This is a genomic window from Nocardia pseudobrasiliensis NBRC 108224 (assembly GCF_001613105.1).
GTDB lineage: Bacteria > Actinomycetota > Actinomycetes > Mycobacteriales > Mycobacteriaceae > Nocardia > Nocardia pseudobrasiliensis.
The window spans coordinates 109,185-121,106 of sequence record NZ_BDBS01000002.1 but is presented as its reverse complement, the minus strand read 5'-3'; the positions used below and the strand labels follow the sequence as shown (position 1 = coordinate 121,106).

The window sequence follows — 11,922 nt, the reverse complement described above, 5'->3', positions numbered from 1 at the left end:
TAAGGTTGCGCCCGTGGGGACCAGTAGTGACGTTCCGGGTCTGCGGCGCGGGCTGCAGGTGCTCGGCGTGCTCGCCCGCCGCGCGGGTCCGGTGCCCGCGGCCGTGGTGGCGCGCGAGCTGGGACTGCCCCGATCGACGACCTATCACCTGCTCAACGAGTTGCAATCGGCCGGATACGTGTCGCATCTACCCGCCGAGCGCAAATACGGCCTCGGGATCGCCGCCTTCGAATTGGGTTCGGCCTATCTGCGCCACGATCCGCTGGAGCGGGTAGCCGCGCCGCTGCTGCGCGGCCTGGTCGACGCGGTCGGCTACACCGCGCATCTGGGCATCCTGCACGGCAACGAATCGCTGTATCTGATCGAGCAGCGCCCGCCCCGGCCGCAGACGCTGGTCACCGACGTCGGGGTGCGCCTGCCCGCCCATCTGACCGCGACCGGTCGCGCGATGCTGGCCCATCTGACCCGCCCGCACGTGCGCGCGCTGTTCCCAGGGCCGGCCGCCTTCCCCATGCGTACCCGGCGCGGCCCGCACGGTCTGGCCCAGCTGCGGCAGCTGCTGCGCGCCGAGGTCGAGCGCGGCTGGTCGGTCGAGGACGGTTTCGTGACACCGGGATTCGCGACCGTCGCCGATGCGGTCTTCGACCACGGCGGTCGCCCGATCGCGGCGGTCGGGGTCACCCTGCGCCACCACTGTCCGGACGAGGCGACCGTATGCGGTGAGGTGTGGCCGGAGCTGGCCGCACAGGTCAAGGCCACCGCCGCCGCGCTCACCGCGGCCCTGGACGGACGCCGGAGAATGCGAGAGCGATAACGAATCCGACGCATTCCGGAATCGAGTACCGCACTACTCGCGATCTCGGCGGCGTCGCGGCGCACGCTCGAACCGTGGCTCAACACAAACTCTTCTGCATTCCGGGCACCTGGGAGGCCGTGGCGGCCGCCGAGCGCCTCGGGCGCATCGAGCCGGGGTCGGAGATCGGCATGCTCACCGGCGTCACCGATCTGCTCGACCGCTCGGTCTTCGATGTGGTCTATGTGAACTATCCGGCGAGTTTCGGTCCGATCCCGGGCGGCGGGGAGAGCGTGCTGGACGCCCTCGGACATCCGTCCTATCGCACCTCGCGGGATATGGGCATCGCCGAACTGGGCAGGCTGATCCGCGCGCACGAGGGCAGTTTCGGCATTCTCGGCTACAGCCAGGGCGCCGCGATCGCCTCGCTGGTGGGCCGGGAGCTGGTGTCGGGCTCACTGCGCCACCGGATGCGCGACTGCCATTGGCTGCATGCCGTCGCCTCGCCGCACCGGGCGCGCGGCCATACCTTCCCGCAGGGCAATCAGCTTGCCGGACAGGGTATTTCCGGCGATCCGATTCGGCGAACCGGCAGTATCGACTGGTTCGACTACTGTCTGCCCGGCGATATCTACGCCGACGCCGATCTGGCGGACACCTATCTGCAGCTGGGCTATACGTTGGCCATGGATCTGTCGGTGGTCGATCCGTTCACCATGATCGCCAGCCTCACCGACAGCCTGCTGCGCGGTAAGCTGCGCGACGCGATCATCGAACTCGGCGAGGATCCGCTGCGAATGATCCACAAGGTCGCGGTCACCGCGGCCACGCTGGTCGCCTTCCTGCAGAACTTCCCGCACGACAAATACGGTGTGCGCGAGATCGTTCCGGGCCTCACGGCGCTGCGTCACTCGGCCAATCATCTGAACTTCTGGGGCCCGCGCACACCGGTCTCCGAGGAACTGCGGCCACCGGTGACCGCGCTGCTCTACCGCTGATCGTCACTCGCGCCGACGAATTCGACGGCCGCGACCATGCGCCGCGCCAGCAGTTCCGGATCGTCGCCGCCCAGGGCCGAATTCGCCAGCGCGCCCTCGCGCCACAGCGCGGAGAAGCCGTGCACCAGCGACCAGGCCGCCAATTCGACCGCGGGCCGATCCTGTTGGGCCACACCGAGTCCGGCCACCCCGAAGCGCAACGGCCGCGCGGCCCGCTCCCGCGCCTCGATCAGCCGCTCGTCGTCCGAGCGCAGCAGATCATGACGGTACATGACGTCGAAGTGGCCCGGCTTGGTCCGCGCGAACCGAATATAGGCGAGGGCCACCTCTCGGAAACCTCCGGTCGCCGAACGCATTTCGGCCTCCAATAGTTCGAATCCCTCGACGGCCAGCGCCGTGAGCAGACCCTGTCGATTGCCGAAGTGATGGGCGGGCGCGGCATGCGAGACCCCCGCCCGCTGGGCCAGCGCCCGCAGCGAGACCGCATCCACTCCCTCGGCGGCGATCTGGTCGGCCGCCGCGCGCAGCAGCGTCGCCCGCAGATCGCCATGGTGATAAGCGCTCTTGGTCACCCCTCGATGGTCTCCCAGTATCTAGACATTGACAAGTTCGCAGGCCGTCCCTAATCTAGTCACTGTCAAGATTCGTTCTTTCCCAGGAGCCCCGCATGGCACCGCTCATCGTTCTCCTCGTCGTCACCGCGCTGGCCCGCGTCATCGGACTGGTCGATCTCGTCGACTGGCTCGACTCGTGGCCGCACGCCGCCCGGATCGGGCTGGCGGCCATGTTCGCCCTCACCGCGTCCGCCCACTTCCTGCCGCCGCGGCGCGACGGTCTCATCGCCATGGTGCCGCCGCGACTGCCCTCCCCCGCAGCGCTGGTCACCCTGACCGGCGTCCTCGAAACAGCCGGGGCCGTAGGGCTTTTGATCCCGCCGGTGGCCCCGGTGGCGGCGATCTGCCTGGCCGTGCTGATGGTCGTCATGTTCCCCGCCAATGTCCGGGCCGCCCGGGCCGGTATCGGCGTCAAGACCATGCCGCTGCCCGCGCGAAGCGTCGTGCAGGTGCTGTTCATCGGCGCCTGCGTCCTGGCAGCCCTCTGACCAGGGATGCCGGGACTACCCGCAGGCGGCCAGACTCAGCAGCACAGGCATATCGATGGATTCGGCCTCCCGCTGCGAGCCCAGATCGCTGGGGTGCACATTGTCGTTGGTGGGCGACAGTCCCGGCAACCAGTGATCCGGGCGCGCCGGATCGGCGACCGCGGCGTCGAAATCGAAGACCGCGTCGAATTGCCCACTGTGGCGGATGAAGTCGTTGACCTGATGACGATTGGCCATGACTCCGGGCAATCCGTACATGGTGGCCGGAAACAGCGGATCCGCGCTGGGGGTGAGGGTCGCGCCGATGATCTTCAGCCCGCTGCGATGCGCCTTGTCGATGATCAGCTGATAGGCCGCGATGACATCGCCGGGCGAGGTACCGAAGGCCAGATCGTTCATGCCGAGCATGAGGATCACCGCGCGCACCCCCGCGACCGGGGCGATATCGCTGTCGAATCGGTACAGTCCGCTCGGTCCGCCGATACTCACCAGATCGGGGCCGACGAGATTCGGATGGCCCACGCCGGTCAGATTGAAGCTGAGCGCCGCGTTGACCACCGACAATCCGCTCCCATCCGCTCGCAGCCTGCGGCTCAGGAAATCCGGCCACCGGCTGTCGGTGTCGAAGGTGGTCGCGGGGCTGTTGGTGAACGAATCGCCGAGCACGGCCACCGCGGAGGTTCCGGCCGGGGCGTACACGTCGACACCGTCGAGGTAGTACACCGAATTGGTCTGCTCGGGAAATCCGACGGCCGACTCCTCCGCCGCGTGATCACCGCTGAAGGCCGGGGACAGATACGAGGTGTGGTTGGTCTGCCAGTGATAGGTCGGCTCGGGATCGGGTGCGTTGGGCACGTGGAAGCTCACGGCCAGATGGTCGAACGGCTCCACCGGCAACGCCGCCGGATCGCTGACGACATCGCTCCCCGGCGCGACGGTCACCTCACCCGCGCCCGAAAATGTCAGCGGCGTATTCGAACCCGGCGCCAATTCGGCCCCGACCAGTTGACGTCCGATATGGACTTCGCGAAAAGTAACCGGAACCGCGCCGTACCGATTGCTCAAATGAATTCGTACCGCAGAACCCGCAATCTGCGGCACCGCGATCATTCGCAATGTCTCGTCGGCGATTACCCGCGGGACGGTCAGCGGATAACTGTCGGCGACGATCGCGGGGTGGTGGGCGTCGATTTGGATGAAGCGCTGCGCACCGCCCGGCGGCGCGGACCACGAGCCGACCCAACCGGGCGACGAGCAGGTCACCGGGTCCGCCACCAGGTCGGATTCCGCGGCGGCCGGAGGCACCGTGATCATCGCGCAGGCCAATCCGGCGGCGAGCAGCAGAACGGTCCGCATCATCACAATCCTTTCATTCACGAACTACTCGGATTTAAGCGACTGCAGAACGGTAGCAGGGCCGGATCGACCGCTATACGGGCAACGGCACCAATCTTTGCGCGGGGTCGAAAAGATATCGTTCGGCAACCCGCGCGGCGATCAATGCCGCCAGGGCGGCCGCCGCGAGTTGCATGTACATCACCACGATCTGATAGCGAATGGCCGTCATGGGATCGACGCCCGCCAGAATGAGACCCGTCATCGCGCCGGGCAGCGTGATCAGCCCGACCACCTTCGTCGCATCGATCGTCGGCGCCAGCGCGGTGCGCAGCGCGGAACGACGGAACGGCAGGAACGCCTCGCGCGCGGACAATCCGAGGCACAGCCGCGCCTCGACGGCGGGCCGCGCCTGCCGCGCGTCCTCGTGCACCCGGCGCAGCGCCACACCCGTCGCCTGCATGGCCCCGGAGACGACCATGCCGCCGACTGGGACCACGACCCGCGCCTGCGTGGAGATGATGCCCAGCGCGATCAGTACGCCGAGGGTGAGCGCCGAGCCGAAGGCGATGCCGATCGTCGCGGCCCGGATCGCATGCGGCAGTCCGGCTCCCCGCCGACCGGCGACCTGTCCGGCGATGACGATCATCAACGCCACCCACCCGAGTGCGCCCGGTAATCCGGTGTGCCGGAACAGAATCAGCAGAATCGCGCCCACCGCGATCAGCTGCACGCCCGCCCGGACGGCCGCGATCACCAGTTCCCGGGTCAGCCGCAGGCGCTGGTAGTAGGCGATGGCCGCGGCGAGCGCGACCAGGACCAGCGACGCCGCCACTCCCGCCCAGTCGGGCACCGACAGTTCCTGTGTCACTGCGAATTCCGTTCGTCCAGTGCTTCCAGCGGCGTGAGGCGGCCGCCCTCGAGCATCCAGATGTCGTCGGCCACCGTGCCCACGAAGCCGCTGTCGTGGCTGACCAGGATCGCCGCACCGCCCGCGCGGCAGTGCGAGCGGATCAGCTCCGCGATCACCGCGGCCGCCGCCTCGTCCAGCGCCGAGGTCGGCTCGTCGAGGATCAGCACCTCCGGCTCGACCGCCAATTCCCGGGCCAGGCAAACCCGTTGGGCCTCACCGCCGGACAGTTCGGCGCAGCGCCGGTGGGCGAAGGCCTCGGGCAGGCCGACCCGGGTCAGCAGCTCGGCGATCCGCGCGTCGGCCAGTTCGGGGCGGCCCACGCGCACCTCGTCGTTGACAAGATCGGTCAGCAGCACCGCGTGCTGGGGCACCAGGCCGATGCGGCGGCGCAGGGCCAGGACATCGATCTCGGTGATCGGTATGTCGTCGAGCAGGATTCGGCCGCTGGTCGGTTCGTCGAGCCGGTTCAGCAGGCGCAGCAGCGTGGTCTTGCCGACGCCGCTCGGCCCGACGACGGCGGTACATCTGCCGCCCGGCACGGTCGCGTCGACCTCGGCGAACACCGGGACCGACTTGTGGCTCACCCCGACCCGCTCCAGAACGATGCTGTGCACGGCCCCCACCCTGCCGCACATCAGGCGGCGGCGCATCATGGACGCGCAGGACCAGAAAGGAGTTGCGGTGTCGCTTTTCGGCCATCGGGACTATCGACATCTGTTCACCGCACAGCTGTCGGCGCTGTTCGGCACCGGACTCGCCACGGTCGCACTGGGACTGCTGGCCTATCAGCTGGCCGGGGCCGACGCGGGTGCGGTGCTGGGTACCGCGCTGACCATCAAGATGCTCGCCTACATCACCGTCGCCCCGCTCGCGGCCGGACATGCCGACCGGCTGCCGCGGCGACTGTCGTTGGTGACGCTGGATGTGCTGCGGGCCGCGGTGGTGCTCGCGCTGCCGTTCGTCGATCGGACTTGGCAGATCTACGTTTTGATCGCGATCCTGCAGTCGGCGTCGGCCGCGTTCACGCCGACCTTCCAGGCCGTGCTGCCCGACATCCTGCCCGACGAACGGGATTACACACGGGCGCTGTCGGCGACGCAACTCGCGGCGACGATGGAAACCCTGCTCAGTCCGGTGCTCGCGGCGGCGCTGCTGTCGGTGATCTCCTTCCACTGGCTGTTCGTCGGCACCTGCGCGGGTTTCCTCGCCTCGGCGAGCCTCGTGCTGACCACGCGAATTCCCGACGCCGCCCGCAGCATTCGCCGCAGCGCCCGCGATCGCACCCTCGCGGGGATTCGGATCTTCACCGCCACCCCGCGACTGCGCGGGGTCATGGGATTGAATCTGGTGGTGGCCGCGACCGGTTCGATCGTCATGGTCGATACGGTCAACTACGTGCGCGACCGCCTGGACGGAACTCAATCCCAGGTCGCGATCCTGTTGGCGGCCAACGGCTTCGGCACCATGCTCATCGCGATGCTGCTCCCCCGGCTGCTCGATCGAACCGGCGAACGGCCGATCATGCTCCTCGGCGGCGGACTGCTCGTCACCACCCTGGCGGCCGCCACGGCCACCGAACTGATCCGCCTCGCGTCCTGGCCCGCCACCCTGACCATCTGGGCATCGATCGGCGCGGCCACCGCCCTGGTCCTCACCCCCATCGGTCGAGTCCTGCGCCGCTCCGCCCGGGACTCCGACCGCCCCACCGTCTTCGCCGCCCAGTTCTCCCTCTCACACGCCTGCTGGCTGCTCGCCTACCCGATAGCCGGATGGCTCACCACCACAACGACTTTCACCCCCGCCTGGCTGACCCTGGCCTTGCTCGCCCTCGTCGGATTCGCCGCCGCCCTGCGCTCGTGGCCGCATTCCGATCCCGCGGTCCTCGAACACACCCACCACGCCTCGGTCGACCATACCCACGTCCGCGACGCCATCCCGATTCCCGGCGGTTACCGCCACGCCCACCCCTACGTGATCGACACCCACCATCGGCACTGGCCCGCCACGGCCTGATTCCAACCGACAGGGACCTACCAAGGTGGACTCGAGATATTCACAGGCTCGAGCGGTCTCTATTAAGGATGAGTTCGATTGCGTGTGGTCGGCGGGTGTGGGGGGCCGTGGCGGCGGGGTGCGCGGTGGCGGTGGGGGTTTCGGGATACTTCGTCACCGGGATCGCCCACGCGCGGCCGCCGGTGGCCGCGCCCAGCGTCACCGAGGTGGAGCCGACCTTGAAAGCGGCGGAGCCGCAAGGGCTCTCGCCGATCGCACTGGGCCAGCAGATGCGGGCGGCCATCGAAGCCGCCTCGCCCGGAACGGATCCGGGTATCGAGGTCGTCGACACCGCCACCGGAACCGAGCTAGCCTCCTTCGACGCCGATTCGCAGTTCTACACCGCCTCGGTGGTCAAACTGCTCATCGCGATCGATGCGGCCGAGAGCCAGGGCGGGCGGCCCGATCCGGCCCTGGCCGATCGAATTCGGCAAATGCTCTCCGCCAGTGACGATTCCATCGCCGATACGCTCTGGGACGCCGACGGCGGGGACGAGATCGTCTATCGGATGACCGCGCTGATCGGGCTGCCGGGCACCCGGCCGCCCGACGATCCGGCCCAGTGGGGCGAAACCCGCACCACTCCACGCGATGTCGTCACCATCTACCACTACCTCACCACGACGGCCCCGCAGCCCGAACGTGATCTCGTGCTCGGCGCGCTCGGCTCGGTCAGCGAGATCGCGGCCGACGGGACCGACGAGTACTTCGGCATTCCGGCCGCGCTGCCCGGCGCGGACTGGGCCGTCAAACCCGGCTGGATGTCGCTGGACTCGTCGACCACGCTCAATACCACCGGCCTGGTCGGCACGGCCGCCGAACCGCTGCGCTACGCGGTGGTGGTCCTGACCAACCAGCCCGCCGACATCAGCTGGGCCGCGGGCGGGGCGGCCCTGACCGCGGGGGTGGCTGTGTTACGCGCCACGGCCGGATTGTGAGCCGCGCCGCTAGCATGCAGGCGTGGCAAAACTGAAGGTCTCCGTCGATGTCCCCATCTCACCCGAGCAGGCCTGGTCGCATGCGTCGAATCTGCGCGAACTCGACCAGTGGCTCGTCATGCACGAGGCCTGGCGCGGCGAAGTGCCCGAAGATCTCACGCCGGGAACCGAATTGGTCGGCATCGCCGCGGTGAAGGGCCTGCGCAACCGCGTCCGCTGGACCGTGGACACCGCCGAGGCCCCGCGGCGGCTGGTGCTCAGCGGCAAGGGTAAGGGCGGCACCAAATTCGGGCTGCAACTGCTGGTAGCGCCGCAGGGCGACGGTTCGAAGGTGACCGTGGACATCGATCTCGGCGGACGGCCGCTGTTCGGCCCCATCGGCGCGACGGTCGCGCACGCGCTGAAGGGCGATATCAACCGTTCGCTGGATCGCTTCGTCGAACTGTATTCCTGATCCCGGCGCGACTGTCGTAGAATGTAACACGTTCTAATATGTTCGCTGCGAACAATCAGCGAACCGTGTAGAACTTCCACACAGCCGTCCCCGGGCATCGCTCCAGCATTCACCTGCGCAATCGCCTGTTCCATGCCGCTCACACCATGGCATCCGTCGCCCCTTCTGAGGCGAATCGCTATTTACTTAGCGCCGCCGCAGCCGCTAACGTCGACCCGACGCAGCGCAAGAAGGGACAGCATATGCAGATCAACAACGCCGTTGCCGTGGTGACGGGCGGCGCCTCCGGACTCGGGCTGGCGACCGTACGGGAACTGCACGGCCAGGGCGCGAAGGTGGTCATCCTCGACCTGCCGTCCTCCAACGGCGAGGCCATCGCCAAGGAACTCGGCGAGAACGCGGTCTTCGCCCCGACCGATGTCACCAGCGAGGAGCAGGTCGTCGCCGCCCTCGACACCGCCGCGAGCCTCGGCGCGCTGCGCATCGCGGTGAACTGCGCGGGCATCGGCAACGCGATCAAGACGGTGAGCAAGAAGGGCGCGTTCCCGCTGCCCGATTTCACCAAGATCATCAATGTCAATCTGATCGGCACCTTCAACGTGATCCGCCTTGCGGCCGAACGCATCTCGGCCACCGAGCCGACGGGCGAGGAGCGCGGCGTCATCATCAACACCGCCTCGGTCGCGGCATTCGACGGGCAGGTCGGCCAGGCCGCCTACTCCGCGTCCAAGGGCGGTATCGTCGGCATGACCCTGCCCATCGCCCGCGATCTGGCGAGCCTGAAGATCCGCGTGGTCACCATCGCCCCCGGCCTGTTCCACACCCCGCTGTTCGCCACGCTGCCCGATGAGGCCATCGCCTCGCTCGGGGCCCAGGTGCCGCACCCCTCACGACTCGGCGATCCGGCCGAATACGCCGCTCTCGCCCGGCATATCGTCGAGAACCCGATGCTCAACGGCGAAACCATCCGCCTCGACGGCGCGATTCGCATGGCGCCCCGCTGAATTCGCGACCACGGCGACGGCCGCCCGGTGAATCCGAGCGGCCATCACCCTGTGTCACTTGCCGATTACGGTCGTGCCCGTCAGGCGCACCATCAGCGTCGCGTTGTTCAACACCCGATCGGTCTTGATGTGCACCACGCCGCCGCGATCGTTCGGGTCGTACCACCACCCGTCGGCGGAGCGATCGAAATCGGCGCGGTCGCCGCGCGCGGTCAGCGGTCCGAAACCGGTGACCACGGACTCCGGGCGTGAGCTCGTGTGCACGCTGAGGTCGTAGCCGCGCCACTGCGGTTTGCCCTCGTAGTCACCGACACTCGCGCCGATGGTCACCTCCACATCGCCCTTCCCCGACTGCGGCGCGCGCACCCGGAACTGCTGCGATGCCTGCTTGCCCTGCTGATACGCGCGGGTCACCCCGTCGTCCTCGGTCAGGGTGAAACCGCCCTCGCCCTTGGGGTAGAGGTCCAGATTCAGCACGTTCTTGTCGCGGGTCTGCCAGGAGGTGGTGCCGTCCGGCCACATCGGCACCACCGCGCCCGCGCGGACGAACAGCGGCAGGGTGTCCAGCGGGGCCTTGTACCCGTCGACGGTCGTCGGCCCGGTGTAGGTCTTGCCGGACCAGTAGTCGACCCAGGTTCCCTCCGGCAGGTAGATGCCGTTGCGGACCTCGGAATTGTCATAGACCGGAGCGACGAGAAAGTCCTTGCCGGACAGGAATTCGTAGCGCGCCTTGTCGCCCCAGGTGTTCGGATCGTTCGGATACTCCAGCACCAGCGGCCGAATCTGGCCCACGCCGGTGCGATTCGCCTCCACCGAATAGCTGTAGGTGTAGGGCAGCAGTTTCTCCTTGAGCTCCAGGTACTTTCGGTTGATGGTGGTGTAGGGCTCGCCGTATCGCCAGGGCTGCTTGTCCTTCGGCGCCCAGCCGTCCATCGACATGATCGTGGGCAGCATCGCCTTCCACTGCAGATCGCGCGTGTAGGTCTGCGGGCTGCCCTTGAAGATGCCGTCGACATCGCCTGTGTTGTAGGCGATTCCGGACATGGTCGAACCCGCGTAGGTGGGGATCTGCCAGCGAATGTAGTCGTAGGAGCCGGACTGGTCGCCGCTCCACATCACCGCGCACCGCTGCGCGCCGGCCCAGCTCACCGGGGTCCACACGAAGCCGCGGGCGTCGCTGTTCTGCTCGATGCCGCGGTGGGCGGCATCGCAACCGTCCAGGGCGAATTCGTAACCCGGACCGACCCACGCCACGTCGAGTTTGCGCACCCGCACACCGGCCTTGACCTCCTCGGCCTGATTGGGCAGGCCGTTCTCGGTCCACAGACCCAACTGCATATGGTCCTTGCGCAGGCCCTCGCCGACCTGCGGCAAATTCTCGTAGCCGCAGCCGTAACCGTCGTTGACCAGCATCCAGCCGTTGGGCATCTTGTTCTTCACGTACTGATCGGCGATCCCGACCGCGTCGAGGGAGTGCCGTTCACCGCGATTGGCGTTGTGCAGGTAGCAATCCGAATCGCCCATCTCCAGGCCGTAGATCGGCGGCAGGAACGGCCGACCGACCAGGCCCGTGTAGGCGGAGATCACGCCCTTCAGGCCGTCGCCGACCATATAGACCGCGTCGAAACGCTGCTCGTTGTGCTTGGTGCGCACCGGATCGGTGAAGGCGTACTCACCGGGTGCGAACGTATTGCGCAGTACGCCATAGCCTTTGCTGGACAGATAGAACGGCTGCGAGTTGGGCGCGCCACCGTCGTTCCAGTTGTCGTCGGCGAAGACGCGCACGGTCTTGTCGCGATGGCTGAAACGCCCGTTCTGCTCACCGGCCCCGAAGAACTGCTCGTCGCCATTGCGCGCGAGGGTCTGGGTGGTGCCGTCCTTGGCCCATGACAGCGGCTGGGCCTCGGACCAGATCTGGCGGGCGTCGGCGGCATCGAACAGTGCGAAGCGCAGCGGATGTTTGTAGGCGCGCAGGGTGAGTTTGCCGGTCGACAGCGACCAGTAGTCACCCTTGTCGGCGCGCTTCAGCGCGGCCGGCGGCGTCGTGGTGGGCAGCATGATCTTGCCCGCCGCCGGATCGGTGAATTTCCCATCGGGCGCGAGTTGCACCCGCACGGCCTCCGGGTTCGGGGCGAGGATCCGGACCGCGGCCGCACCGGCGCGCAATACCGCGGCGGGTCCGTCATCGGATATGCCGGTCAAATCGCCGAGACGGCCGTCACCGGCCTCGGCCTGGGCAGTAGGGAGGCCGACCAGGATGCCGGCGAGAACCAGCAATCCCAGGGCCATGTGCGCGACTCTGCGCATACGAGCCACCTTTCACGCGCGAACGA

12 protein-coding genes are annotated in these 11,922 nt (G+C 67.9%); 7 read left to right on the top strand and 5 right to left on the bottom strand.

Features of this window, described 5'->3' with window-relative positions:
* The first annotated feature begins 13 nt into the window (after nucleotides 1–13).
* Together NP4_RS01820 and NP4_RS01815 are read left to right on the top strand one after the other, a co-directional pair.
* Nucleotides 14–814, top strand: coding sequence for an IclR family transcriptional regulator (locus NP4_RS01820; RefSeq protein ID WP_067990802.1), 801 nt, complete (start codon nucleotides 14–16; stop codon nucleotides 812–814).
* A 74-nt stretch (nucleotides 815–888) separates the two neighbouring features.
* On the top strand, nucleotides 889–1,791 hold the full coding sequence (locus NP4_RS01815; protein ID WP_067990799.1) for an alpha/beta hydrolase family protein: 903 nt from the start codon (nucleotides 889–891) through the stop codon (nucleotides 1,789–1,791).
* On the opposite strand, the gene NP4_RS01810 is transcribed toward NP4_RS01815, so the two are convergent.
* Nucleotides 1,782–2,363, bottom strand: a complete 582-nt coding sequence (locus NP4_RS01810; RefSeq protein WP_067990796.1) for a TetR/AcrR family transcriptional regulator — start codon at nucleotides 2,361–2,363, stop codon at nucleotides 1,782–1,784. The genes NP4_RS01815 and NP4_RS01810 overlap by 10 nt on opposite strands.
* A gap of 95 nt (nucleotides 2,364–2,458) precedes the next feature.
* Between NP4_RS01810 and NP4_RS01805 the strand changes: the two genes are divergently transcribed.
* Entirely contained in the window at nucleotides 2,459–2,893 is a 435-nt protein-coding gene (locus tag NP4_RS01805) for a DoxX family protein (RefSeq protein ID WP_067990793.1), read from the top strand.
* Between the two features lie 15 nt (nucleotides 2,894–2,908).
* Here NP4_RS01805 and NP4_RS01800 read toward each other — a convergent pair whose 3' ends face one another.
* From NP4_RS01800 to NP4_RS01790, 3 genes are all read right to left on the bottom strand, one after another.
* The gene (locus tag NP4_RS01800; RefSeq protein ID WP_169813636.1) at nucleotides 2,909–4,249 is read right to left on the bottom strand and encodes a GDSL-type esterase/lipase family protein; all 1,341 of its coding nucleotides are present in this window, start codon (nucleotides 4,247–4,249) and stop codon (nucleotides 2,909–2,911) included.
* A 73-nt stretch (nucleotides 4,250–4,322) separates the two neighbouring features.
* Nucleotides 4,323–5,099, bottom strand: coding sequence for an ABC transporter permease (locus NP4_RS01795; protein WP_082875442.1), 777 nt, complete (start codon nucleotides 5,097–5,099; stop codon nucleotides 4,323–4,325).
* Nucleotides 5,096–5,755, bottom strand: a complete 660-nt coding sequence (locus NP4_RS01790) for an ABC transporter ATP-binding protein (RefSeq protein ID WP_245996909.1) — start codon at nucleotides 5,753–5,755, stop codon at nucleotides 5,096–5,098. The genes NP4_RS01795 and NP4_RS01790 overlap by 4 nt, the downstream gene beginning before the upstream one ends.
* A gap of 37 nt (nucleotides 5,756–5,792) precedes the next feature.
* Here NP4_RS01790 and NP4_RS01785 point away from each other — a divergent pair, with 37 nt between their 5' ends.
* The 4 genes from NP4_RS01785 (at nucleotide 5,793) to NP4_RS01770 (ending at nucleotide 9,589) form a co-directional block, all read left to right on the top strand.
* Nucleotides 5,793–7,154, top strand: coding sequence for an MFS transporter (locus NP4_RS01785; protein ID WP_067990787.1), 1,362 nt, complete (start codon nucleotides 5,793–5,795; stop codon nucleotides 7,152–7,154).
* A gap of 68 nt (nucleotides 7,155–7,222) precedes the next feature.
* The gene (locus NP4_RS01780) at nucleotides 7,223–8,131 is read left to right on the top strand and encodes a serine hydrolase (protein WP_147287820.1); all 909 of its coding nucleotides are present in this window, start codon (nucleotides 7,223–7,225) and stop codon (nucleotides 8,129–8,131) included.
* A 22-nt stretch (nucleotides 8,132–8,153) separates the two neighbouring features.
* Nucleotides 8,154–8,585, top strand: a complete 432-nt coding sequence (locus tag NP4_RS01775; protein ID WP_067990784.1) for a type II toxin-antitoxin system Rv0910 family toxin — start codon at nucleotides 8,154–8,156, stop codon at nucleotides 8,583–8,585.
* A gap of 242 nt (nucleotides 8,586–8,827) precedes the next feature.
* Complete coding sequence (locus tag NP4_RS01770) at nucleotides 8,828–9,589, top strand: 3-hydroxyacyl-CoA dehydrogenase (protein ID WP_067990781.1); 762 nt, start codon at nucleotides 8,828–8,830, stop codon at nucleotides 9,587–9,589.
* A gap of 54 nt (nucleotides 9,590–9,643) precedes the next feature.
* Here NP4_RS01770 and NP4_RS01765 read toward each other — a convergent pair whose 3' ends face one another.
* The gene (locus NP4_RS01765; protein WP_114755447.1) at nucleotides 9,644–11,896 is read right to left on the bottom strand and encodes a glycoside hydrolase family 31 protein; all 2,253 of its coding nucleotides are present in this window, start codon (nucleotides 11,894–11,896) and stop codon (nucleotides 9,644–9,646) included.
* Nucleotides 11,897–11,922 lie beyond the last annotated feature (26 nt).